This window comes from Neisseria sp. P0021.S006 (genome assembly GCF_051956895.1).
Map to the genome: position 1 here is coordinate 21134 of NZ_JBQCWZ010000008.1, position 23923 is coordinate 45056.

Genomic DNA, 23923 nt, shown 5'->3' on the forward strand with positions numbered 1-23923 from the left:
AGGGTTGGATAAGGCCGTCTGAAGATGATTTCCCTGCTTAAAAGCCGCAATGGCCTGCGATATTACCTGTTTCGCGGCCTTGCTTTGAGCGTTTTGCTGGTGTGCGGTATTTTTTTGAGCGGCACATGGCAGATTTACCGGACAGGTTCGCACACCTTGCCGAAGGACGTTCATGCCGATGCGGCGGTGGTATTGGGTGCGGCAGCGTGGGACAAACGCCCGTCGCCGGTATTCCGTGAGCGCATCAACCACGCCATCACGCTCTACCAAAGCCATCGTGTCGGCAAAATCATTTTCACCGGCGGCACGCCCAAAAAAGGATTTATGACCGAAGCCGAAGTGGGGCGCCGATACGCGCTCAAGCAGGGCATACCGGCGCACAATATCCTGTTTGAAAACACATCGCGCAACACTTACGAAAACCTGCGCAATATCGTCCCCATCATGCACGCCAACGGCATCGGTAGCATTATCGTTGTCAGCGACCCGTATCATTTGGCGCGCGCCGAAGAAATGGCCGCCGATTTGGGCTTGTCAGACGCACAGTTCTCCGCCACCCCGACCACGCGCTTTGACGAGCGCAACAAGAAAGCCAAGTTCCTGATGCAGGAGAGCTATTCTTTGTTTCTCTACCGTATCGGCAAATGGAGCGATGCAGTTTGGAATTGGATAGGTGCTTGAGCTTTCGGTAATCCATGTAAAAGGCCGTCTGAAGCCTTTTAGGTTTCAGACGGCCTAAATGTATTCTTACTTATTGATATTGATTTGCAGCTACACTGCCAAAAAAGACTACAGCCAGTACCAGATAAATTACCATTACGATGGCAAACAGAATCAAGGTAGCCTTGAAATAATTAGCTTTATTTGGATTGGTGTTTGAGCCGAATGCCCATACAAGCATCATAACTATATTGACCAGCGGAATCATCATAATCAAGTTTGTTATCAACCATTCTTTGACGCTTACAATTGGAGCCTGTTGATGGCCGATTTGGTTTTGTCCGTTCATTATGTACTCAGTAATTTTGTTGAAAGAACAGTAATTATACTCATTAAATCTTTATCGGCATAGCATGCTCAGGCCGTCTGAATCTTCAGACGGCCTGAGCCTATGATTTTTGCAGCCGCTATTTCAATCGGATGTAAAACGTACCGTCCGGCACGACGGGCAGGTATTTGCGGTAGAAGTCCAGATAGGTCTTGTTTGGGTCTATGTCGGCAAACTGCTGCGGATACAGGGTTTTGGCGATAAATTGCGCGCTGGCCAAATCGGTGAGCGAGCGGGAGGCGGTGTGGTAGATGCCGTAAACGCGTTTGTTTTTGACGGCAGGAATGTCTGCCCAGCCTTTGCGTTTGACAAATCCGGCCAGTCGGCGTTGCGCATCGGCCTGGCTGATGCCTATGCCCATCGCCATAATGTCAGGCTTGTCTTTATGGCCGTTTTCCGTCCCCGAAATGACGATGACGTCGGGTTTGGCCGTCAGGAATTTTTCAGGGTTTACCGGTCCCCAGTTTTTAACGTAAGGCGCGGCGATATTGTTGCCGCCTGCTGTGTCGGCAATCGCGCCCCACATATCTTTGCCGAAGGTGTAGCTGTATTCGGACGGGCCTTTGTCGCCGAACTCGATATAGATTTTCGGTTTGGACTGCTTGGCGCGCGCGACGCGTTTTTGGATATCGGCAATGCCTCGGGCGTATTCGGCGGCAATTTTTTGGGCGCGCGCCTGCGTACCGTTGAGTTCGCCGAAAATTTCCGCACTGCGCGTGTGCCGCGCGACGGTTTCGGCGTTGAAATCGACCACGACGACGGGTATGCCTGCCGCTTTAATGCGCGGCAGATGGGTGGCGATGGCCTTATACTGCCAGTCGGCCAGAATCAATACGTCCGGCTTGAGCGCGAGCGTTTTCTCCAGTGAAAACGTGCCGGTGCTGATGTTGCCGATGTCCGCAATGTTTTGCAGCGTAGGCAGCTTCTGTTTGAACATCGCCCAGCTGCCGGGATTGAATTTCTCCCAAAACTCACGCGAAATGCCGATGACGTTTTTAAATTTGTCCGCGCCCGTTACCGCGATATAGTCGGGATAGTAAAACGCCAAAACCGCGCGTTTGACAGGGACATCGACTTTGACTTCGCGTCCCAATACGTCTTTGATAGTTTTGATTTCGGCTTGGGCAAAAAGGGGCAGGAGGGCGAGGGCGGTAAATAAAGCGCGTTTGTTCATGAGCGGATACTTTCAAAGAAATAATTATCATTTGTCTTGTTTTCAGTAGAAAAGTTCCCAGACGGTCCTTCTGCGCTGACATTATTTTCAGACGGCCGTACATTGTTTAAACTTTGCCGAAAAAGTAAAATACCTGTTTTAAAAGACTTTGGAGCCATCATGACCGTCAAAACCCGTTTCGCCCCCAGCCCCACCGGCTACCTGCACATCGGCGGCGTACGCACCGCCTTGTTTTCATGGGCGTTTGCCCGCCATCATAAAGGCGAGTTCCTATTGCGTATCGAAGATACCGACTTGGCGCGCTCTACTGCCGAATCCGTCAACATCATCCTCGACGGCATGAAATGGGTCGGCCTGAACTACGACAACGCCGACAACGTCGTGTACCAAACCCGCCGTTTCGACCGCTATAAAGAAGTCATCGCCGAACTTTTAGAAAAAGGCCATGCCTACTACTGCTATTGCAGCAAAGAAGAGCTGGAAGCCATGCGCGAGAAAGCAGAAAAAGAAGGCACGGCGACGTACGATCGCCGTTGGCGTCCGGAAGAAGGCAAAACTCTGCCCGAAATCCCTGCCGACGTTCAACCCGTCGTCCGCTTCAAAACGCCTTTGGACGGCGTTACGAAATGGACGGATTTGGTCAAAGGCGAAATCTCCATCCCCAACGAAGCACTCGACGACCTGATTATCGCCCGCGCCGACGGCACGCCGACCTACAATTTCTGCGTTGTCGTGGACGACTACGACATGGGCATTACCCACGTTATCCGTGGTGACGACCATGTGAACAACACCCCGAAACAAATCAACATCTTAAAAGCCATCGGTGCAAATCTGCCCGAATACGGCCACCTGCCCATGATTCTTAACGAACAAGGCAAAAAAATCTCCAAACGCAGCGGCGATACCGTTGCCATTACCGATTTCGGCGCGATGGGTATCCTGCCCGAAGCCATGCTCAACTATCTGGCACGTTTAGGCTGGGCGCATGGCGACGATGAATTCTTCACAATGGAACAATTCATCGAATGGTTTGATTTGAAAGACGTTTCCCCGTCTCCAAGCCGTATGGACTTGAAAAAACTCTACTGGATCAACGGCGAACACATCAAAATCACCGCCAACGAAAAACTGGCCGAAATGGTGAAACCGCGCCTCGCCCTGCGCGATATCCATGAAACAAGCAAGCCTGCTTTGGAAGACGTGTTGGCATTGGTCAAAGACCGTGCCCAAGACCTGAACACGCTTGCCGACGAGTGCCTCTACTTCTACGTCAAACAAACGCCGGCCGAAGCAGACATGCAGAAACACTGGGACGACGAAGCCGCCGCCCGTATGCTGCGCTTTGCTGAACGCCTCGAAGGGCTGGAAGACTGGACCGCCGAAGCCATCCACGACCTCTTCAAACCTTTCTGCGACGAAGAAGGCATCAAAATGGGCAAACTCGGTATGCCTTTGCGCCTCGCAGTCTGTGGTACGGCGAAAACCCCAAGCGTCGATGCCGTATTGGCTTTGATCGGCAAAGAAGAAGTGTTGAAACGGATCCGTTCGTAAGGCATGAATGATAAAAGGCCGTCTGAAAACTGGGAATGCCAAGTTTTCAGACGGCCTTTTTATTTTGAACAGGATTTATTTATTCTTCTTCGCTCGGTTTGTTTTTATCTTTTTTGCGCCATAGGCCTTTAAACAATGCACCTGCTGCAACAGCACCAAAAATAATCAGTTTGCCGAATTTAGCCAGTAATGCGCCGGCCAAAGCTAATAATCCCAGTTTTTTTGCAGCGATACCGCCAACCAAGGCAGCCAGTCCGTATTCGGCCACTTTGTCGGTTGCCGCATTGAAATCGCTGTAGCGCTTGCCTTCATTGAATTCGATATTGCCCAACAATTCTTGCACAATAGGTTTGTATTGATCTATGCTTTTCAAATCGGTGATCATAGTCAATTCAATATAGCCTTCGCGTCCCAGCTGGAAAGTATTGTAGTTGATGGCAGGATTGGGATCGGGTTCGTTTTTATTCAGAACGTCAATCGACCAAATCAGACGATGGGTCTTTGCATCATATTGCGGTTTTTCTACCCAGCCGCGTGTTTCCAATTCCGGCAGGTTGCGGGAGGCACGCTCTTTATTTTGTTCCTCGGTACCTTCTTTCAGCTGCTCGAGCATGGCCTCAACATCCCATTCTTTGGCATCATCGTCTTTGATATAGCCGGAATCGGTAAAGGTTAGGTCTACCATCCAATTAGTATCACCGTCCTCGTTTTCCGACTCGGGGAGAATCAGGCCGTAGCGGTTGGGATCTGTAGCGTTGCCTGCTTCTCTCATCATGGCATTGGCGCGATTTTTTTTCACAAAGACCATTTTTGCAGGTAGTTTCAGTTTGGCCTGATTGCCCAAATCAACGGTTGCTGGGCCTTGGACGATCTGGTCGTCAACGTAGTTTGCGATAGAGTCTGAGGCTTGTTGCGCTTCTTGCCCGGATGCCTCGACGGCAGAAGCAGTATCAGATTTGGCTGCAGAAGCCGGCAGGGTTTGGATAGATAGTAGGGCTGCCAAAACGGCATAGGCGAGATGGTTGCTTTTCATCATAGGGTTCTCATGGAAGAAGAATTAAAAAAGATGCAGACAGCCGCAACACCATATGCTCCGGCATGACTAAAGGATAAATTTTACAATAAATAAATCATATTTACATATTTAAATATGACTGTAATTTAAAAATACAGGAAAGCTTTTTGACGAGAGGCAGAGCCATCATTGTGAAACTCAAAAAGGCCGTCTGAAAATTTTTCAGACGGCCTTTTATAATAAAACCAGAAAATAATGGAATAAGGCGGAGAATATGAGAAAATAATAGCCGCCTGCCTGTTACAACTGCCGATTGAATTAACTTTTATCGGCAGCCTGAATGTCCGGATTGGATAAAATAAGCCATCAAGAACAAAGACCAACAAGCATATTATGTAAACTTGGCGGCGGAAAAATCGGCTCTGCGCTTTACTTTACAAATCAAACAACTTTAAAGGAAAACCCATGAAAAAAACCTTACTTGCCCTGATGATGTTATCCGCCGCTGCCGCGTATGCCGGTGAGGCGGAAGACCGTTTGCTGTCCGTCCAATCGGTTTACCGTGCCGCTTTGCATGAGCAAAACAGCAACGACAGCAAAATCATTTCCCTGCAAAGTGATTTGGAAAGCGCGCAGCGCCGTTTGCAGGCCGCACAATCCGATATTGACCGTTTGAAAGGCGAAATTCAGACGGCTTTGGCTCAGAAAGAGCAGCAAAATGCCAAGCTGCAACAAGCCGGCCAAATGTTGGACGCGGCTTGGAATGCCGTTTACGGCGTAGGCGGCAGCAAGGCGAATCAATAATTTAGACATTGTATTATTTGCGTTTTACGCTTCTTTTATCATATTTATAAGGAAACCTCATGTCCCTACCTTCCTGCCCGAAATGCCACTCCGAATACACTTACGAAGACGGTGCCCAATACGTTTGCCCTGAGTGCGCCCATGAGTGGAACGAGGCCGATGCTGCGGCTGCAAGCGATGATGCCTTGGAAGTCAAAGATGCCAACGGCGCGGTATTGCAAGATGGTGATACGGTTGTCTTGATTAAAGATCTGAAAGTCAAAGGCAGCTCTATGGTCATCAAGCAAGGCACCAAAGTCAAAGGCATCCGCCTGCAAGAGGGCGACCACAATATCGGTTGCAAAATCGATGGCAGCGCGATGAACTTGAAATCTGAGTTCGTCAAAAAAGCCTAAAGATTTTATTTTTGAAAGGCCGTCTGAAATCCGAAGATTAGGATTCAGACGGCCTTTGTGCATTTCATTTAAAACAAAATAAATCTTTATTTAAAATTAAATAACTTTAATAGAGTTGAATTTCAGGCCGTCTGAAAAAGCGGCGGCAAAATGTTCCGCACATACGCGGGTGTAAAACCGTTAAAATAACGCTTTCCCCTATTCTACGGAACCATTATGCTTCAGCCGACCTCCAAACAGATTTTGCACGAAGTATTCGGTTATCCCGAATTTCGTGGCAAGCAGGAGGCTATCGTCAATGCTTTGGCCGGCGGCGAGAGTTTGATGGTGCTGATGCCGACGGGCGGGGGCAAGTCTTTGTGTTACCAGATTCCGGCGCTGATGCGCGAAGGCGTGGCGGTTGTCGTATCGCCGCTGATTGCGCTGATGAACGACCAAGTAGCCAGCCTGCATGTGGCCGGGATTGAAGCGGCGGCAGTCAACAGCAGCACATCGGCAGATGAGGCGCGCGAGATTGCCGACAAGCTTGCCCAAGGCCGTCTGAAACTGCTTTATGTCGCACCAGAACGCTTGGTTACCGACCGCTTTTTGCGTTTTCTCGACCAACAAACCGTCAGCCTGTTTGCCATTGATGAGGCGCATTGCGTCAGCCAATGGGGACACGATTTCCGCCCCGAATATCAACAGCTCGGCATGCTTGCCGAACGCTATCCGAACGTCCCGCGCATCGCCCTGACCGCTACCGCCGATGCGGCCACGCGCGCCGACATCAAGCATTATCTACACTTGGACAATGCGCCCGAATTTATTTCCAGCTTTGACCGCCCGAATATTTATTATCAGGTTATCGAAAAAAATAATGGTAAAAAACAATTACTGGATTTCATCCGCAAGCAGATGCATGGGCAAAGCGGCATTGTGTATTGTTTAAGTCGCAAAAAAGTCGAGGATGTGGCGCAGTTTTTGTGTGAAAATGGCTTGGAGGCGATTCCGTATCATGCCGGTTTGAGCATGGACGTGCGCGAGGAAAACCAACGCCGCTTTACGCATGAAGACAATATTATCGTGGTGGCGACCGTGGCGTTCGGCATGGGCATAGACAAACCCGACGTGCGCTTTGTCGCCCATCTCGATATGCCCCAAAGTGTCGAACATTTCTATCAGGAATCGGGGCGCGCCGGCCGGGACGGTCTGCCTGCCGTGAGCTGGCTGTGTTACGGCTTGAACGATTGGGTGTTGCTGCGCGAACGGATTGCCGAAGGCAACAGCGACGAGGTGCAAAAGCAAATCGAAATGCAAAAACTCGATGCCATGCTTTCCGTCTGCGAAACCGCCGCCTGCCGCCGCGTACTGCTGCTCAAACATTTCGGCGAAGAATCCGAACCCTGCGGCCATTGCGACAACTGCCTGCATCCGCCCGTGCGGTTTGACGGCACGGTGTTGGTGCAAAAATTACTCAGCTGCGTGTACCGCGCCGGACAACGCTTTGCCGCCGGTTACATCACCAACCTTTTACGCGGTAAAAGCGACGATTGGATACTGCGCAACGGCCATGACAAGTTATCCACATTCGGCATCGGCAGCGAACAGACTGACAAGGAATGGCGCAGTGTCATCCGCCAGTGCATCAGCTTGGGCTATCTCACCGTCAACGTCGAGCAGCATCAAGCCTTGCAGCTGACCGAAGCGGCCAAAAAAGTCCTCAAGGGCGAAACCGAAGTCATGTTGCGTCCCCTGCGCCGCGAAAAAACGGCCACCCAAAAGCCGAAAGACGATTGGTTGCGCACCGAGCGCGAAGAGCGTTTGTGGCAGGCATTGCGCCAATGGCGTCAACAACGCGCCCAGGCGGAGGAAGTACCGGCCTATGTGGTTTGCGGCGACAAAACCCTGCGCGATATTGTCGAAAAAATGCCCCGAAGTTTGGAAGATTTACATCAAATCTACGGCCTGGGTGAGGCGAAAATCAATAAATTCGGTTTGGAGATACTCGACGTTTGCGAAACGGCCGAAGCCGGTACAGTTTCCACAGATAATATACAAGTTATCCACAGCTTGGGCGAGCGCGAACAGGCCTTAAAACAGGTTTTGGAAACTTGGCGCGAGCAGCAGGCAAGTGCCGATCAAGTGACGCTGGGAACGGTATTCTCCAACGAAAGCATGGACGATTTGCTGACCAATACGCCTGCCGAACCCATCGACCTTTTAGGCGTGTATAAACTCGGCGAAAAACGTATCGAGCAATACGGCGAGGGCATTTTAAACATCTGCCGCCCGTTTTCAGACGGCCTGAGCGAAGAGGATAAACGCAAACGCCGTTTGATGCGCCGTCTGCTTCAGTGGAACATCGATACTGCCCGCCATGAAGGCCTCGAAGCCTATCAGATATGCAGCAAAGTTACCCTGCGCGCGATTGCCGCCCGACGGCCGCAAGATTTGGCGGAGTTGGCGGAAATCCACGGCATGAATGAGGAGAAAATCGACAAATACGGCGCAGAAATTGTCGAATTGTGTAAACAAGCGGATTGATTGACCGCGTTCATCATTAAAGGCCGTCTGAAACCCAATCAAGCATGGTGTTTCAGACGGCCTTTTGAATTTTTAATCTTTATAAAACAATGAATAAGAAAATAACTTTATTTATTTCGTCAGTTTTTTAAAGCTGCCGCGTCTAAACAGGCATGAAATATGGGATGGTGCCGATTGATTTTTCGTCCCATCCCATTCAACACACATTGATTAGGAAAATAAATGAACACCTCATCCAACCCCTCTTGGCAGGCTGCTTTCGGTTTGTTGACGCTCAGGCTTTTTGCCGCGTATGAATTTCTTGAGTCCGGTTTGGAAAAATGGAACGGGGAAAACTGGTTTGCAGAAATAAACAGTCAATTTCCCTTTCCGTTCAATTTGTTGTCGGATACGGTCAACTGGAATTTGGCCATGTGGGCGGAACTGGTTTTGCCTGCGCTGCTCATCGTCGGCTTGGCAACGCGGCTGTCCGCGCTGGGATTGATGGTCGTAACGGCTGTCGCATGGTCTGCGGTACATGCCGGCTTGGGTTACAATGTGTGCGACAACGGTTATAAAATAGCACTGATTTATTTGGTGGTTTTATTTCCTGTCCTATTGCAGGGCGCAGGCCGTCTGTCTTTGGATGCCCTGCTGAAGAAACGCTGTTGTCGTATCAAGCATTTTCTTTAAGGATTAACGGTCGCGGGCCGACTTTAAATGCCCGATATTATCCCTTGATTTATTTAAACTCGTATTCTAAAAAGGAAGTTAAAATGAAAAAAAATGTAGCTGCTGCTTTGGCCGGTGCGCTGTCCCTGTCTCTGGCTGCCGGCGTTGTTGCCGCTGATAAACCGTTAAGCAGCAAAGCAGGTGTTCAGAAATCTGCTCAAGGCTCTTGCGGTGCGGTTAAAGCCGGTGAAGGTTCATGCGGTGCAAGCGCTGTTTCTAAAGCAAGCGAAGGCAAATGTGGCGAAGGCAAATGCGGTTCAACCGTGGAAAAAACTCACGCTAAAAAAGGCAAAGCATCTAAAGCCAAAGCTGCCAAAGTAGTAGAAGGCAAATGCGGCGAAGGTAAATGCGGTTCTAAATAATCCTGCAACATACCTTTAACAAAGTCGCATTTTATAAACGAAAATGCGACTTTGTCGTTCATACGGCACCATAACAGGACATCACCATGATTCAACACGCAGGCTTGGGCTACCGCCGCGACTTGGCGGAAGACTTCCTCTCGCTTTCAGACGACAGCCCGATACGCTTTATCGAAGCCGCTCCCGAAAACTGGCTGAAAATGGGTGGCAGGGCGCGCAAACAGTTTGACCGCGTGGCGGAACGGCTGCCGCTGGCGTTGCACGGATTATCCATGTCGTTGGGCGGACAAGCCCCGTTGGATACCGATTTGATAGACGGAATCAAAGAAATGATGCGCCGTTACGATTGCACGTTTTTCTCCGACCATTTGAGCTACTGCCACGACGGCGGTCATCTTTACGATTTGTTGCCGCTGCCTTTCACTGAAGAAATGGTACAACATACCGCGCGCCGTATCCGCGAAGTGCAGGATCGGTTGGGCTGCCGTATTGCCGTGGAAAACACCTCCTACTACCTGCATTCTCCGCTTGCCGAGATGAACGAAGTCGAGTTCCTCAACGCGGTTGCCCGTGAAGCCGACTGCGGCATTCATTTGGACGTGAACAATATTTACGTTAACGCCGTCAATCACGGCCTGTTGTCGCCTGAAGCCTTTTTAGAAAATGTGGACGCAGAGCGCGTGTGCTATATCCATATTGCCGGACATGACGTGGAAACGCCCGAATTGTTGATTGATACCCACGGCGCCGCAGTATTGCCGACTGTTTGGGATTTGCTCGAACTGGCCTATGCCAAACTGCCGACGATTCCGCCCACCCTGTTGGAACGCGATTTCAATTTTCCGCCTTTTGCCGAACTCGAAGCCGAAGTCGCTAAAATCGCCGACTATCAAATGCGTGCCGGAAAGGAATACCGTCATGCAGCCTGAAACCTCCGCCCAATACCAACACCGCTTTGCCCAAGCCATACGCGAAGGCAAAGCCGCAGACGGATTGCCGCAAGAGCGGTTGAATGTCTATATCCGCCTGATACGCAACAATATTCACAGCTTTATCGACCGCTGCTATACCGAAACGCTGCAATACTTTGACAGCGAAGAATGGGGCCGTCTGAAAGAAGGTTTCGTCCGCAACGCGCGCGCTCAAACGCCCTATTTTCAAGAAATCCCCGGCGAGTTCCTCCAATATTGCCAAAGCCTGCCGCTTTCAGATGACCTCTTGGCATTGATGGACTTTGAACACACCCAGCTGCTCGCCGAAACCGCTCAGACCGATAGCCAAACAACCCATGCCGATTCAGACGATTTGGCTTACACCCTTTCTCCCGCCGCCTTTGTGCGCCGTTATCAGTATGACGTGACGGACGAATTGCAGGAGGCGGAAACTGCTGTTTTGGTGTGGCGCGATAAGGAAGATGACGTGATGTACCAAACGCTCGACGATTTCGATGCCTTATTGCTGGAAACGCTGGCAGAAACGCCCACTTCCCTAAACGGCCTGCAGACCATGCTGGCAGAGTTCATGCCGTCTGAAAACGCTTGGCAGGACGCATTAAGGCAAAAATGGACGGAATGGTTGGAACAGGGCATTTTGGTTGCGGCATAAATCAAGGCCGTCTGAAACGGGTGCAGTCGGTTTCGGCGAAACAAAAATACTACTGAAATCGTTTATAGATTCAATCGCATGCTCTTGCCGTATCAGCGTAAAATCAAAAGTATATTGATCATTCATTTCATACTGATACATTATGGCCCTACCCGAACTGACCGATGCCGAGCTTGCCGAATCCCGCAAACTGCTGCTGCGCTTTGCCCATATCCAGCTGCCCGACCGCCCCGATTTGGCGGAAGACCTCGTACAGGAAACCATGCTTTCTGCCTACCGTGCGGCCGAGGGTTTCAAAGGCGACGCCCAAGTGAGCAGCTGGCTGTTTGCAATCTTAAAAAACAAAATTACCGACTGCCTGCGCCAAATCGGACGGCAACGCCAAGTTTTCATCACGCGCGACGAGGAAGCCTTGGATGAAGCCTTTGAAGGACATTTTGCCGCCGACGGGCATTGGACGGACGAAGGACAGCCTCAGGGTTGGGACTCGCCCGAAGCCAGTTTGAACAATAAAGAGTTCTACCAAGTTTTGCAGACCTGCCTCTACCATCTGCCGGAAAACACCGCCCGCGTGTTTACCATGAAAGAGATTCTCGGCTTTTCAAGCGATGAAATCCGCGAACAATGCGGCATCAGCCATGCCAACTATTACACCATCATGCACCGTGCGCGCGAAACCTTGCGCCAGTGCCTGCAAATCAAATGGTTCTCCCATGCCTGACAGGAAAACGCCATGAAAAAATGCCGCAAAATAACCGATCTGATTTCCAAACAGCAAGACCAAGTGCATCTCAGTCTTTTTAACCGCATTGCCCTTGCCGTCCACCTGTCGCTCTGCCCCCGTTGCCGCGAATATAAGAAACAGCTCGAATTAATTAGCAATGCCATGCATAAGTTGTTTCGATGATTCAAAAAAAGCCGTCTGAAACCTACCCCTGTCAGTTTCAGACGGCCTTTTTGCATCTGCTTTATTTATTGCTAACTTGGAATAAGCCATGGTTTGCCGTTCACTTTTTTAGCTGCATTTATTTTTAAACTTGCGCCGTTGGCCTTTGTTTTTTGAGGCATGGCTGAAGATTCTAATACGGTAGAACAAGATAAAGGCCGTCTGAAAGATGAATTTCAGACGGCCTTTTTCACGGCTTTTAGTGTTGTTCTTCCGGCTCGGGTTCGTCTTTGCCGAACCAGTTGTCAAAGCGGATGGTGTATTTCAACTCGCCGCCGGAGGAGCGCGTGCCGATGCGGGCAACGGCTTGGATGGCGCGGGTCAGTTGGTACACGAGTTTGACGGATTGTTCGGCGCTGGAAATGCCATATTCGTAACCTGCGTAGAGGTTGTTGGTGAGCTGTTTGCCGACGGTCAGGACTTGTTCGGCAGGGTTGAGCTCGCCTGTTTGGGCGTTGCGGCTGCGTTTGCTGGTAAAGCCCAAATCATCCACAAGGCCGATGCGGTCGTTGACTTGGCCGGCAAGCAGTGCGCTGGCGGCCGCGGAGAGCGTGGCGTTATCGCCGTCGCTGCCGCTGCTGGCACGGTTGAGGATGAGCCAGGAGAGTTTGTCTTTTTCGCTCATGGCTTCCTTGGCAACCAAGGTCACGCGCGGATTGTTGAGGCTGCCGAGGACTTCGACGCCAGCGCCGACCGGGGAGAGGCGGCGTTCGGCACGGATGTTAAGATTTGGATTGGTCAGCGGGCCGACAAAGGAAACCGATCCTTTGGTGATGTCGAGGTCTTGGCCGTAGGCTTTGTAGCGGCCTTTGACAACGCGCACGGTGCCGACGCCTTGGACGGCTTCGCCCGGACGTGATGTGATGGACAGTTTGCCGCCGATGGTAACGTCTGCGCCGTAGCCGACAAAACGGACATTGTCGTTGATGTTCAAGACAAGGTTCATATTAATCGGCGTGGTGGCCGTTGCTTCTTTTTTGGTTTCGCCCAGTACGACCACGTCGTCGTCGAGGGTCGGCATGGAGGATTTTTGCGAACCAAACCTGCCGTAGTCGGTGTTGAGCGTGCCGTTGAGCGATACGCCTTTTTCCGGATTGTAGAGGACTTTGGCCGCGCCGGAGAGCTGCAGTTGGCGGTTTGGACGCGAGAGGGTGCGGTATTTGTCGAAGACGATGTCCACGTCGACATCGGGGTTGGCGTTGGCAAGGTTGACCGCACCTTTGAGCTCAATCGTGCCGCCACGGTGGAATTTAAGGCTGTCGATGACCCATTTTTGACCCTGCAGGCGCGAACGCAATACGCCGTTGTCGAGAATCAGGCCTTGGGTTTGATGGCGGTAATAGAGGTTGTCGCCATTAATCAGGCCGCTCAGTTGCGGATCGTTCAGACGGCCTGCCAAGTTGACGGCGGCGTTCAGACGGCCTTTGAGGGTTTGGCCGACGGGCAGGAAGTTGCGGAAGACTTCGAGGTTGGCAACGTTCAGGTTAAGCTTGCCGCTCAGAGGGGCGGTATCGAAGCTGGTGCCTTGACCGATGTTGACGGTACCGTCGGCACGGCCGTAATTGGTTTGGAGGTCGAGGTTGCTGTTGATAGTAGGCGAACCGAGTCGGCCGCCGATGGTGGCGGTCGCGTTCAGACGGCCTGCAATGCCTTGGGCTGTCGCCGGCATAAAGGATTTGAGCGAGCCCAAATCGGGAACGCTGATATTGACCTTGCCGCTAACAGGGGCGTTGTTGATGTTGTTGCCGAACTGTTGCGCGATGCCGAGCGTGCCGTTAACTTTGCCGAAGCGGGTGTTGCCGTCCAGCGTGCTGTCGATGCGGCCGTTTTGGAAACGGGTGCGCAGGGCAAGCGCGGAAAGTCCCAAAGGCTGTTTGTTTTTCGGGTCTTTGCCCGGCAGGATGATGTCGCCGCTTTGACGGCTGATGTTGAGGAAGCCGCGCGCGTTTTGACTGTACGCCAAATCCCAGTCGCCACCCAAGACGAGGTTGTGTTCGATAGGCGGAGTGTAGAAGTTGTGCAATTCGGTAATGTGCAGATTTTGTGCGCTGCCTTTACTGGTAATGCCGGCTTTCTTGTCCCAAACGAAATTTTGCAGGTTGAGGCTGCCGCCCATAGCCGCCCAACGCGCGCTGCTGAGGGAAACGCGTTCGCTGCCGGCTTCGAGGTTGAGGCGGTTTTGCAGTTTGAGGTTGAACGCACCGTTGATGTCGAGCGTATCAACCGTGCCTTTCCATTGGGTTTGGTCTTTGTTGAGGCCGCCGGTGGCATCGAGGTCGAGCTTGTAGCGTTTGCTGTCCACCGCCATGCTGCTGTTGCCGCGGATGTGGTGGCGCGAGCCTGTGCCGCTGATGAGCAGGTTGACGTTGTCGATCAGGGCCGCGCCGCCGGATATGGCGATGTGTTCGCCTTTAATATCGGCACTCAACGGACGGTTGGTGTCGGGCGAACCCTTAAGCTTGAAGTCGAGGGTGCGGATATTGACGGCATCGGCGACTTTGAAGTTGCGTGCTTCGCCGTTCAAATCGGCTTCAAGGGTTTTGAGGCCGTCTGAAAAACTGCCGGAGATGTAGCCGCGCGCGTTGAGCAGGCCGCCCAAGCCGAAGCCGAAACGCGACAAATCGGGGGCGGTAATGTTGAGGCTGAGGCGGTCGCCTTTTTTACCAAAGCTGCCGTTGGTTTTGACGATGTTGCTGCCGAGGGTCAGGTCGGTCAGGGCGCGCGCGAGGTGTTTGTTTTCATAGGCGACGTCGGCTTTGCCGCTGAGCGGAACGCCGTTGAGCGTACTCGGTGCAAACTGCATTTTGCCGGCGAATTTTTCTTGCGCCAGTATGCCGGTCAAGTTGATGTTGCCGTTGACGCTGCCTTGCGGAAGCTGCGGATCGATACGCGCAGGGTTGAAGGCTTTGCTGACGATGTCCAGTTGTAGTTTGCGGTCTTTGAAGAGTTCGAGCGAGCCTTTGGCGTTGAGTTCGCCGCCGTTTTGCGGAACCAGACGGACTTTGTCGAGCTTGAGCGTGCGCTGGCCGAGCTGTTTGTCGGTTTGGAAAAACAGCATGCCGTCTGTACGTGCAAATCCGCTGTCGAGATTCCAGTTGACGACGGGGGAGGAGGTTTCGCCTTTGACATCGATACTGCCGTTCAGACGGCCTGCGATGTTTTGACGGACAAAGTCGTCTGCGCCGGTATTGTTGATGCCCAGTGCGAGTTTGAGCTGGTCTTGGGCGGTATCGATAGAACCGGATACATCGATGCTGCCGTCTTTGAGCAGGCCGACGCCGATGTCTTCGATTTTGACCGTACCTTTGTCGTCGACGATGAATTCGCCGAGGATGCGTTTGACGGGGATATGATTTTCATCGGCAAAACCGGCTTGGTCGTTTTCCAAGTCAATCGAGCCTTCCAACGCAACGCCGTCGGTAAACGACGGAATGGTGGTAGCGTCGAAATTCAGGCGCGCTTTGGGCAGGCTGGGCAGGAAGGCCTGCGGATTGATGTTGGAACCTTTAATCAGGATTTCGCCGATGGTTTCATTGAGGCTGTCGGCGAATGGGTGAATGGTGGATTTTGCCGACAAATGAACGTTGTCGCTATCGAGCAGCAGGTCGGTGGATACGTCTTGCAGGCTGCCCCACAGGCGCACCGTACCATGTAGGGTTTCGCCCTCAAGCTGGCCTTTGGTGTAGATGGCGGTATTGAGAACGTAGGGTTTGTCCAAACCGATCACCACCGCACCTGTCGAGCTGCTCCATGGCGTATCGGCGGTTTTGATGTAGAGGCGGTGTTCTTTTTTGTCGTAATGATAGGCCGCGTGCAGATGGTCGAGATAGACGGTCTGCTTGTCAAAACGCTTGCCCACGCTGATTTTGCCGGTTTCCAAACGGTCGAGATAGGCGGTAACGGGCAGGTCTATGCTGTCGGGCAGGCCTTTTGATGGCTCTTCTTCTTTAGGCGGCGTGCGTTTGGTCACGATGGCGATGTCGCCGGCCACGACTTCGGTGATGTGCAAGGAAGGACGGGTCAGCTCGGACGGTTTCCAATCAAAGCGGAAGCTGCTGATTTTAATGTCCGCACCTTCTGTTTCAATCAACCATTTGTCGCCTTCAAAGCCTTCAATCAGCGTGCCTTTCAGCGTATCCGACGAGATTTTGACGCCGAACCATGACGGGATTTTGTACAAACCGAAACGCAAACCCGATTCCGTACCGACCAGCCAGCCGATCGCGCCGGCGGAAACGGTCAATACGCCCAAGGCGGACAGGACAAAGCCGCGCAACAGGCGTTTTTTGCGCTTTGGCGGGGCGGGCTGTTGTTCAGACGGCGTGGAAGTGTTTGCAGTATCGGTCATGATATTTTTCTGTTTGTCTGTTGTTCAGACGGCCTGAAATGGCTGAGGCCGTCTGAAAGAATGGATGGTGAGTATGTTTTTTTAAAACCTTGTGCCTAAGCTGATGTGCCAGCGGATTTTTTTGTCGTGATGGCCGTAGGCAATATCGAAGGAGAACGGCGCAACCGGGCTGAACCAGCGCACGCCCAAGCCGGTACCGTGTTTTAAGGTCATGTGTTTGAAGTTGCTTGCTGCATCGCCGACATCGTGGAAGATGGCGCCGGAGAAGCTTTTGGTAACCGGGAATTGATATTCGAGGCTGCCGACCACCAAGGCGCGTTGCGGCAGGACGGAGCCGTTGGGGCCGGCCAAGCCGATGCTGTCGAGTTCGTAACCACGTACAGAAGTCGCGCCGCCGGTGCGGAACATCAGGCTGGACGGCACTTCTTCGCCTTCGCGGGCATAAACGTAGCCTGCCTGTCCGCGTACGATGAACGTACCGAGTTTTTTGTTTTCAGGCGTGAAGAAATAGCCTGCCCGTGCCGTGGCGCGTGCCATTTGGGTGGAGGAGAGGAGTTTGCCCAAAGTTGTACCGATTTTGCCGTCGAGGTAGTAGCCGTTTTGAGGATGCAGCTCGGTTTCGATGCTTTGCCGTTTCCATGAGGCGGTCAGCATGGTGGCATGGCTTCGGCCCAAATCGTAGCTGGTGTCGGGGACTTTGCGGTCTTCGGTAATAAATTCTAGGCCGAAGCGGGCATCGATATTGTTGCGGTCGCGGACATACCAAATGCCGCTGGTCAGGGCGCGTTTTTCAAGGTTTTGCGTGGTCGAGCGGTTGTAGGAAACGTTGCTTGTCCAGTAGTTGCCGCGGTTGTTGCGCGGTTGGCTGATACCGGCGGCCAGCGTGGTCTCGTATTTGTCCATGTCCCAAACGACCGAGCCGATGTAGCCCTTGTTAAAGAGGTTGTAATAGTCGTAGGCGATGCGGCCGCCGATTCCGTATTCGGAGTCGTAGCGGATACCGGTTTCCAGTTTGTGGCGTTTGACTTCGGTCACGTTGATTTTGACGGGAACGCGGTCGCCTTGCAGTTGATCGAAGTCAGCCTGTACGGACGCGCCGGAGTAGTGGCCGTTTTGCTCGAGCGCCTGTTGCAGATCGAGGATTTTGTCCAAGTCGTAAGGCGAACCGGGTTGGAAACGCGCCATGCCGGAAACCACGCTCTCAGGGTAGCGGCGTGTGCCGGTGATTTGGAAATCGCCGAAGTAAATGGGGCGGTTGCTCTCCACGATGACGTTCAAGTCGGCTTTTTGGGTATTGGGATTGATGGTGGCTTGGGTGGTGGTGAGTTTCGCCAAAGGATATTTTTTGCGTGTTACCGCGCTGAGGACGGAGGTTTTACTCGCACTCCAGCCGTCTTGGTCGAAGTTTTCGCCAACGGGCTGTTGCCAGTTTTCCATTGCATTTTGGTAGTATTCGGCCAAGTTGTCGTCATTCAATACGTCGCCGAGGATGGCCACGCTGACGTTGTCGACTTTGGTGCGCGGGCCGGGGGTGACGTTGACGGTATAGCTCTCGCCATGGTCTTGAATATTGACGTTGCTGTTGAAGTAGCCTTTGGTTCGGAGCATGGTTTTGACGTTGTCGGGTGCCTCTTCGGCGAGGAAGCCGACCTGCTCTTTGTCCAGCTCTTCTTCCTGCTGCTGGGTAATCAGCGGCAGGTATTCTTCAAGCATTTCTTTGACTTCGCTGTCTTGGGTGTCGATTTTGACGGGGAATTTGGGCTTGAGTTTGCCTGTTTGGTCGTCTTTGGGCTGCTTGGGCATTTCGGATTCGGGAACGGCCTCGTAGTCTTCCGCTTTGGGAACGGAAGTATCTACTGCCAACGCGTGTCCGTAGGCGAGCGCCAATGATGCAAATAAAACAGGGTAGGTCAGTTTGGTCATGATGTGTGTTCGACAGCGACAATTCTTCAGTTTGGGGATTTTAACATTATTTCTGCAAGCTTTCAGGCTATGGATATAAACGGAAATTTAGCGCGATAACGTTGCAAAATGCGGCTTAAGGGCGGATTTTGGTTTGTTTCTATCTGATTGTAATATTTATGTTTTTGTGTTTTGACTGATGAAGTTGCCTTTATATTCGGCCTTATGGCGCAGATTTCAGGCCGTCTGAAATCAAGATACAGAGGGATAAGGCAACGGTATGGGCATACTTTGAAAGTAGGGTTTGAGCGGGTTTGACCATATTTTTGGCATAAAGTGCCAACTGTGTCATAAATGCTAAACTTTAATGCTGTTTTTGTGAGGTGTGCATGAAAACCTCGCCGACAAATGATTTTTTATTTTAGAATGTAAGACTTTTTTAACATATCTTTAAATTGAAGGAACGGATATGGCAAGTGGCAATCCGCTTTTAAACGCGATCAACAGCGTCAGCCTGGTGGTACAAATCGCCATCGGCTTGGTTTTAGGTATTCTTGTGGGCGCAGTTGCGCCGCAAGTCGGTATCAGCGCAGGACTGCTGGGCAGCCTGTTTGTCGGTGCGCTTAAGGCTATCGCGCCGATTTTGGTATTCGTTTTGGTGACTGCCGCCATTGCGCAACACCAAAAAGGCAATCAGGCCCACATCAAACCGATTTTGATTTTGTATATTTTTGGTACGTTTGCAGCCGCTGTGGTGGCGGTTGTCGCCAGCATGGCATTCCCGACCACGCTGATTCTGCGTACGGCCGGCGATGTGTCCGTTGCGCCGCCTTCCGGCATTATCGAAGTGTTGAAAACGCTGCTGATGAATTTGGTGGCCAACCCGATTAACGCGCTGGCCAATGCCAACTATATCGGCATTTTGGCTTGGGCTTTGGTATTGGGCGCGGCTTTGCGCCATCACGGTTCGGATACGACCCGCCAAGTGGCGGCCGATTTGGCCGATACCGTTTCGACCGTTGTGAAATGGATTATCCGTTTTGCGCCGCTGGGTATTTTCGGCTTGGTGTCTTCTACCATTGCGGAAACCGGTTTTGAAGCGCTTGCCGGTTATATGCAGCTGTTGGCCGTATTGCTCGGCTGTATGCTGTTTATCGCTTTGGTGGTCAACCCGATTATTGTGTGGACGCAAATCCGCCGCAACCCTTTCCCGCTGGTGTTTACCTGCCTGCGTGAAAGTGGCGTGTATGCCTTCTTTACCCGTTCTTCCGCCGCCAATATCCCTGTGAATATGGCATTGGCGAAAAAACTGGGTTTGCACGAAGACACTTACTCCATCTCCATTCCATTGGGTGCGACCATCAATATGGCCGGTGCGGCAATCACCATTACCGTTTTGGCGATGGCTGCGGCGTACACGCAAGGCATTACGGTTGACTTCGCCACTGCCCTGCTGCTGAGCCTGGTGGCAACTGTCAGCGCGTGCGGTGCATCCGGTGTGGCCGGTGGCTCGTTGCTGCTGATTCCTTTGGCGTGCAGCCTGTTCGGTATCGATAACGATGTGGCCATGCAGGTGGTTGCCGTCGGCTTCATCATCGGCGTGATTCAAGACTCTGCAGAAACTGCGTTGAACTCTTCCACCGACGTTTTGTTTACTGCCGCTGCCGATTTGGGCCGTCAACGTAAAGAGTGATTTTTAAGGGCAACCTAAATTCAGCAAAGGCCGTCTGAAAACTTTCAGACGGCCTTTGTTTTATGCAAAGAAAATGGATTTTTAGATGGTCAAGCCGATAGATTGGTTTGATCGGACTGACGGTATCCGCTGTCATCAGTCGGATTTTTCCCGTAAAATACAGTCTTGAATGTATTTGAACACCTCTTTTCAGACGGCCTGACCGTCTTATCACATTTGTAAAAACAATGATTAAAAAAATATTCTCATGGTTCGAGTCCCGCATCGACCCTTATCCAGAAGCCGCGCCGAAAACGCCAGAAAAAGGGTTGTGGCGGTTTATTTGGAGCAACATTGAAGGCGTGCGCAAATGGATTGCCGTGTTGGCCGTATTTACGGTCGGTGTCGGCATCATGGAAGCCTTGATGTTCCAATTTATGGGCAAGGTGGTCGACTGGCTCGGCACTTATACGCCGCAAACGCTTTTTGTTGAAAAAGGCCATGCTTTAATCGGCATGATGGCCATGGTGGCATTTTTTGCCGTTTGGACCTTTTTCGCGTCCAGTGTGCGCCTGCAAACCCTGCAAGGCGTGTTCCCCATGCGCCTGCGCTGGAATTTCCACCGCCTGATGCTGGGTCAAAGCCTGGGCTTTTATCAGGACGAATTTGCAGGACGCGTGTCCGCCAAAGTGATGCAAACCGCGCTGGCGCTGCGCGATGTCGTGATGACCGTCGCCGATATGGTTGTGTATGTGCTGGTGTACTTCATCACTTCCGGCGTGATTCTGTCCTCATTCGATGCCTGGCTTATCGTGCCGTTTATCTGCTGGATGATTGGATTCGCGATGATTATGCGCTTCCTGATTCCCAAACTCGGCAAAACCGCTGCGCGTCAGGCCGATGCGCGCTCGTTGATGACCGGCCGCATTACAGACGCCTATTCCAATATCGCTACTGTCAAACTCTTCTCCCACGGCGCACGCGAGGCCGCTTATGCCAAGCAGTCGATGGAAGAGTTTATGGTAACCGTCCATGCCCAAATGCGTTTGGCAACGCTGCTGCATACCTGCAGTTTTATCGTCAACAGCTCGCTGACCGTCGGTACGACCGCCTTGGGTATTTGGCTTTGGTATCACGGCCAAGTCGGCGTAGGCGCGGTAGCCACCGCCACGGCCATGGCATTGCGTGTGAACGGTTTGTCGCAATACATCATGTGGGAATCCGCCCGATTGTTTGAAAACATCGGTACCGTCAACGACGGCATGGCTACCCTGTCCAAACCCCACACCATCCTCGACAAACCGCAAGCCCTGCCGCTTAAAGTCACCCGAGGCGAAATCAAGTTTGATCACGTCGATTTCTCCTACGAAGCAGGCAAACCGCTCCTCAACGGCTTTAATCTGAACATCAAACCCGGCGAAAAAGTCGGCTTGATCGGCCGCAGCGGCGCGGGCAAATCCACCATCGTCAACCTGCTCCTGCGCTTTTACGAACCGCAAAGCGGCACGATTTCGATCGACGGCCAAAACGTGGACAGCGTTACCCAAGAAAGTCTGCGCGCCCAAATCGGTTTGGTGACGCAAGATACCTCCCTGCTGCACCGCTCCGTGCGCGACAACATTATCTACGGTCGTCCCGATGCGACCGAAGCCGAAATGATTTCTGCCGCCGAACGCGCCGAGGCCACCGGTTTTATTCCTAACTTAAGCGATGCCAAAGGCCGACGCGGCTATGATGCGCACGTTGGCGAACGCGGCGTGAAACTTTCCGGCGGCCAACGCCAACGCATCGCCATCGCCCGCGTTATGCTTAAAGACGCGCCGATTCTATTGCTTGACGAAGCCACCAGCGCGCTTGACTCCGAAGTCGAAGCCGCCATCCAAGAAAGCCTCGACAAAATGATGGAAGGCAAAACCGTGATTGCCATCGCCCACCGCCTCTCCACCATCGCCGCGATGGACCGCCTCATCGTCTTGGACAAAGGCCGCATCATCGAAGAAGGCAGCCACACCGAGTTGCTCGAGAAACAAGGCCTGTATGCCAAACTTTGGGCGCACCAAAGCGGCGGCTTCTTGAGTGAGCATGTCGAGTGGGAAAACAATTAAACGCTTTGAAAGAAGATAAAAGGCCGTCTGAAAACATTTTCAGACGGCCTTTATTAATGAAGCAAAGGGCAGGTGGGATAACCGCCTTTTTTCAGTTGAAACCTTAGTTGTTTACAGTCCCAGCGACCAAGCATTTTGGTGTTCGAACAAGTCTTCCAAGCGGTTTTCGTAATGGGCGAAGATTTCTTCGATGATTTCGTCTTCGTCGTCGATGGTGCGGATCAAGTTCAAATCCTCTTCCAAAATCAGGTTTCTGCCCAGCAACTGCTCGCGTATCCAGTCCAACAGCCCTGCCCAAAATGCTTTGCCCACTAAGATAATCGGGCGGTCGGGCGTTTTGCCGGTTTGCACCAAAGTCAGGCTTTCAAACAATTCGTCCAATGTGCCGAAACCGCCGGGCATGACGACATACGCCACGGCGTGTTTGACGAACATGACTTTGCGCGGGAAGAAGTGTTGGAATTTAATAGACAAATCCTGATACGGATTGGCTTTTTGTTCGTGCGGCAACACGATATTCAGCCCCACCGCCGGACTTGCGCCTGCAAACGCGCCTTTGTTGGCCGCTTCCATAATGCCCGGACCGCCGCCGGAAATGACGGAGAATCCGGCATCCGACAGTTTGCGCGCCAAGCGCAATGTGAACGCGTAGTCGGGATGGTTTTCGGGCGTGCGCGCGCTGCCGTAAATGCTGACGGCTGGCTGAATGGCGCGCAATTCTTCGCCGGCTTCGACAAATTCGGAAATAATCTTCAATACATGATACGACTCGCGCGCCTGAATATCGCGGCGTGTTTCGTCGGGCAGCATGGGTTTGGGCAGTTTTTTGAGCAGGCTCACAGCTTTTCCTTCGTGTTTTTATGTGCAGTATTGTAACCCGAAAGAGGCGGGCCGTCTGAAAGTTGGGTTTCGGCGGCAAGTGTGCCTGCCACATCTTCAAAAGCCCGTTACAATATCTGCTTTTATTCAACTGCTCCGCCATGCTCGATATTATCCACCGCGACAGCCGCACCGTTGCCGTCAACAAACCTGCCGGAATGCTGGTGCACCGAAGCTGGTTAGACAAACACGAAACCCGTTTTGCCGTGCAAACCCTGCGCGACCAAATCGGGCAGCACGTCTATCCCGTCCACCGCCTCGACCGCCCGACTTCCGGCGTCTTGCTGTTTGCCCTCGATACGGAAGCCGCACGGTTACTGACGCAGCAGTTTGAAAACAAAACCATCGAAAAAACCTATTGGGCGATTGTTCGCGGTCATCTACCTTCAGACGGCCTGATTGATTACGCCCTCAAATATATGCCCGACAAAATCGCCGAAGCGCAGACCGAAGCCACATTGCAGGAAGCGCAAACCACCTACCGTTGTCTGGCACAAACCGAGTTGCCGTTCCAATCCGCCCTGCGTTATCCGACTTCGCGTTATTCGTGGGCCGAACTCACGCCGCACACCGGCCGCAAACACCAACTCCGCCGCCATATGAAACACATTTTCCACCCCATCGTCGGCGACACCAACTACGGCGATTTGCGCCAAAACCATGCCGTTGCCGAACATATCGGCACGCAACGCTTAATGTTGCACGCGCAGAGCCTCAGTTTTCAAAGCATAGAAGACGGTAGTCGGATGACCGTACAAGCGCCGATAGACAACGACTGGCAGCTTTGGATGGAAAAATTTAAAACCGAGGCCGTCTGAAAACCCGAACCGTACATTTTCAGACGGCCCGGTCATGGAAAAAAACAGGCAAATCCCTT

At 52.2% G+C, this 23923-nt stretch carries 20 protein-coding genes; 14 read left to right on the top strand and 6 right to left on the bottom strand.

The features are described 5' to 3' along the window. The first annotated feature begins 24 nt into the window (after positions 1 to 24). Positions 25 to 681: a YdcF family protein gene (locus ACTHUM_RS03090; protein WP_070837240.1), complete on the top strand. Its 657-nt coding sequence runs from the start codon at positions 25 to 27 to the stop codon at positions 679 to 681. A 70-nt stretch (positions 682 to 751) separates the two neighbouring features. Here the strand turns inward: ACTHUM_RS03090 and ACTHUM_RS03095 are convergent, their stop codons facing one another. Both ACTHUM_RS03095 and ACTHUM_RS03100 read right to left on the bottom strand, forming a co-directional pair. Beyond that, entirely contained in the window at positions 752 to 1009 is a 258-nt protein-coding gene (locus ACTHUM_RS03095; protein WP_070837238.1) for a hypothetical protein, read from the bottom strand. Positions 1010 to 1127: 118 nt separating this feature from the next. After that, positions 1128 to 2222 carry an ABC transporter substrate-binding protein gene (locus ACTHUM_RS03100; protein ID WP_070461002.1) on the bottom strand — a complete coding sequence of 365 codons (1095 nt, stop codon included), beginning with the start codon at positions 2220 to 2222 and terminating at the stop codon, positions 1128 to 1130. A gap of 159 nt (positions 2223 to 2381) precedes the next feature. Here ACTHUM_RS03100 and gltX point away from each other — a divergent pair, with 159 nt between their 5' ends. Then, the gene (gltX, locus tag ACTHUM_RS03105) at positions 2382 to 3776 is read left to right on the top strand and encodes a glutamate--tRNA ligase (RefSeq protein WP_004519161.1); all 1395 of its coding nucleotides are present in this window, start codon (positions 2382 to 2384) and stop codon (positions 3774 to 3776) included. A 79-nt stretch (positions 3777 to 3855) separates the two neighbouring features. Here gltX and ACTHUM_RS03110 read toward each other — a convergent pair whose 3' ends face one another. Continuing rightward, a complete protein-coding gene (locus tag ACTHUM_RS03110; protein WP_004519160.1) occupies positions 3856 to 4812 on the bottom strand; it encodes a DUF2167 domain-containing protein in 957 nt (318 codons plus the stop codon). A gap of 444 nt (positions 4813 to 5256) precedes the next feature. On the opposite strand from ACTHUM_RS03110, the gene ACTHUM_RS03115 reads away from it, so the two are divergent. The 9 genes from ACTHUM_RS03115 (at position 5257) to ACTHUM_RS03155 (ending at position 12101) form a co-directional block, all read left to right on the top strand. Beyond that, entirely contained in the window at positions 5257 to 5595 is a 339-nt protein-coding gene (locus ACTHUM_RS03115; protein ID WP_004519158.1) for a hypothetical protein, read from the top strand. A gap of 59 nt (positions 5596 to 5654) precedes the next feature. Then, positions 5655 to 5990 (top strand): zinc ribbon domain-containing protein YjdM, encoded by a 336-nt coding sequence (locus ACTHUM_RS03120; RefSeq protein WP_004519157.1) that lies wholly within the window; start codon positions 5655 to 5657, stop codon positions 5988 to 5990. 216 nt (positions 5991 to 6206) lie between these two features. Next, a complete protein-coding gene (gene recQ / locus ACTHUM_RS03125) occupies positions 6207 to 8516 on the top strand; it encodes a DNA helicase RecQ (RefSeq protein WP_004519156.1) in 2310 nt (769 codons plus the stop codon). 222 nt (positions 8517 to 8738) lie between these two features. After that, positions 8739 to 9188, top strand: coding sequence for an HvfX family Cu-binding RiPP maturation protein (locus ACTHUM_RS03130; protein WP_004519155.1), 450 nt, complete (start codon positions 8739 to 8741; stop codon positions 9186 to 9188). A gap of 83 nt (positions 9189 to 9271) precedes the next feature. Continuing rightward, positions 9272 to 9589, top strand: a complete 318-nt coding sequence (locus tag ACTHUM_RS03135) for an HvfA family oxazolone/thioamide-modified RiPP metallophore (RefSeq protein ID WP_003686668.1) — start codon at positions 9272 to 9274, stop codon at positions 9587 to 9589. A gap of 86 nt (positions 9590 to 9675) precedes the next feature. After that, positions 9676 to 10518 (top strand): HvfB family MNIO-type RiPP peptide maturase, encoded by an 843-nt coding sequence (locus ACTHUM_RS03140; RefSeq protein ID WP_004519154.1) that lies wholly within the window; start codon positions 9676 to 9678, stop codon positions 10516 to 10518. Then, positions 10508 to 11194, top strand: coding sequence for an HvfC family RiPP maturation protein (locus ACTHUM_RS03145; protein WP_004519153.1), 687 nt, complete (start codon positions 10508 to 10510; stop codon positions 11192 to 11194). The genes ACTHUM_RS03140 and ACTHUM_RS03145 overlap by 11 nt, the downstream gene beginning before the upstream one ends. A gap of 142 nt (positions 11195 to 11336) precedes the next feature. Next, complete coding sequence (locus ACTHUM_RS03150; RefSeq protein WP_004519152.1) at positions 11337 to 11915, top strand: sigma-70 family RNA polymerase sigma factor; 579 nt, start codon at positions 11337 to 11339, stop codon at positions 11913 to 11915. A 12-nt stretch (positions 11916 to 11927) separates the two neighbouring features. Then, entirely contained in the window at positions 11928 to 12101 is a 174-nt protein-coding gene (locus ACTHUM_RS03155) for a hypothetical protein (RefSeq protein ID WP_004519151.1), read from the top strand. A 238-nt stretch (positions 12102 to 12339) separates the two neighbouring features. Here ACTHUM_RS03155 and ACTHUM_RS03160 read toward each other — a convergent pair whose 3' ends face one another. Continuing rightward, positions 12340 to 16488 (bottom strand): translocation/assembly module TamB domain-containing protein, encoded by a 4149-nt coding sequence (locus ACTHUM_RS03160; protein WP_108699913.1) that lies wholly within the window; start codon positions 16486 to 16488, stop codon positions 12340 to 12342. Between the two features lie 81 nt (positions 16489 to 16569). Beyond that, positions 16570 to 18411 carry an autotransporter assembly complex protein TamA gene (locus tag ACTHUM_RS03165; protein ID WP_108699912.1) on the bottom strand — a complete coding sequence of 614 codons (1842 nt, stop codon included), beginning with the start codon at positions 18409 to 18411 and terminating at the stop codon, positions 16570 to 16572. A 448-nt stretch (positions 18412 to 18859) separates the two neighbouring features. Between ACTHUM_RS03165 and sstT the strand changes: the two genes are divergently transcribed. Then, positions 18860 to 20083 (top strand): serine/threonine transporter SstT, encoded by a 1224-nt coding sequence (gene sstT / locus ACTHUM_RS03170; RefSeq protein ID WP_004519145.1) that lies wholly within the window; start codon positions 18860 to 18862, stop codon positions 20081 to 20083. Positions 20084 to 20310: 227 nt separating this feature from the next. Further along, a complete protein-coding gene (locus ACTHUM_RS03175) occupies positions 20311 to 22167 on the top strand; it encodes an ABC transporter ATP-binding protein (RefSeq protein WP_004519144.1) in 1857 nt (618 codons plus the stop codon). 111 nt (positions 22168 to 22278) lie between these two features. On the opposite strand, the gene ACTHUM_RS03180 is transcribed toward ACTHUM_RS03175, so the two are convergent. Beyond that, on the bottom strand, positions 22279 to 23007 hold the full coding sequence (locus ACTHUM_RS03180; protein ID WP_039861893.1) for a TIGR00730 family Rossman fold protein: 729 nt from the start codon (positions 23005 to 23007) through the stop codon (positions 22279 to 22281). 140 nt (positions 23008 to 23147) lie between these two features. Between ACTHUM_RS03180 and truC the strand changes: the two genes are divergently transcribed. Beyond that, entirely contained in the window at positions 23148 to 23864 is a 717-nt protein-coding gene (truC, locus tag ACTHUM_RS03185; RefSeq protein WP_004519141.1) for a tRNA pseudouridine(65) synthase TruC, read from the top strand. Positions 23865 to 23923: the final 59 nt, after the last annotated feature.

Bases quoted from the DNA above. Each gene is read 5' to 3' on its own strand.
- ACTHUM_RS03090 (WP_070837240.1), top strand. From the start codon at position 25: ATGATTTCCCTGCTTAAAAGCCGCAATGGCCTGCGATATTACCTGTTT.
- ACTHUM_RS03095 (WP_070837238.1), bottom strand. From the start codon at position 1,009: ATGAACGGACAAAACCAAATCGGCCATCAACAGGCTCCAATTGTAAGC.
- ACTHUM_RS03100 (WP_070461002.1), bottom strand. From the start codon at position 2,222: ATGAACAAACGCGCTTTATTTACCGCCCTCGCCCTCCTGCCCCTTTTT.
- gltX (WP_004519161.1), top strand. From the start codon at position 2,382: ATGACCGTCAAAACCCGTTTCGCCCCCAGCCCCACCGGCTACCTGCAC.
- ACTHUM_RS03110 (WP_004519160.1), bottom strand. From the start codon at position 4,812: ATGATGAAAAGCAACCATCTCGCCTATGCCGTTTTGGCAGCCCTACTA.
- ACTHUM_RS03115 (WP_004519158.1), top strand. From the start codon at position 5,257: ATGAAAAAAACCTTACTTGCCCTGATGATGTTATCCGCCGCTGCCGCG.
- ACTHUM_RS03120 (WP_004519157.1), top strand. From the start codon at position 5,655: ATGTCCCTACCTTCCTGCCCGAAATGCCACTCCGAATACACTTACGAA.
- recQ (WP_004519156.1), top strand. From the start codon at position 6,207: ATGCTTCAGCCGACCTCCAAACAGATTTTGCACGAAGTATTCGGTTAT.
- ACTHUM_RS03130 (WP_004519155.1), top strand. From the start codon at position 8,739: ATGAACACCTCATCCAACCCCTCTTGGCAGGCTGCTTTCGGTTTGTTG.
- ACTHUM_RS03135 (WP_003686668.1), top strand. From the start codon at position 9,272: ATGAAAAAAAATGTAGCTGCTGCTTTGGCCGGTGCGCTGTCCCTGTCT.
- ACTHUM_RS03140 (WP_004519154.1), top strand. From the start codon at position 9,676: ATGATTCAACACGCAGGCTTGGGCTACCGCCGCGACTTGGCGGAAGAC.
- ACTHUM_RS03145 (WP_004519153.1), top strand. From the start codon at position 10,508: ATGCAGCCTGAAACCTCCGCCCAATACCAACACCGCTTTGCCCAAGCC.
- ACTHUM_RS03150 (WP_004519152.1), top strand. From the start codon at position 11,337: ATGGCCCTACCCGAACTGACCGATGCCGAGCTTGCCGAATCCCGCAAA.
- ACTHUM_RS03155 (WP_004519151.1), top strand. From the start codon at position 11,928: ATGAAAAAATGCCGCAAAATAACCGATCTGATTTCCAAACAGCAAGAC.
- ACTHUM_RS03160 (WP_108699913.1), bottom strand. From the start codon at position 16,488: ATGACCGATACTGCAAACACTTCCACGCCGTCTGAACAACAGCCCGCC.
- ACTHUM_RS03165 (WP_108699912.1), bottom strand. From the start codon at position 18,411: ATGACCAAACTGACCTACCCTGTTTTATTTGCATCATTGGCGCTCGCC.
- sstT (WP_004519145.1), top strand. From the start codon at position 18,860: ATGGCAAGTGGCAATCCGCTTTTAAACGCGATCAACAGCGTCAGCCTG.
- ACTHUM_RS03175 (WP_004519144.1), top strand. From the start codon at position 20,311: ATGATTAAAAAAATATTCTCATGGTTCGAGTCCCGCATCGACCCTTAT.
- truC (WP_004519141.1), top strand. From the start codon at position 23,148: ATGCTCGATATTATCCACCGCGACAGCCGCACCGTTGCCGTCAACAAA.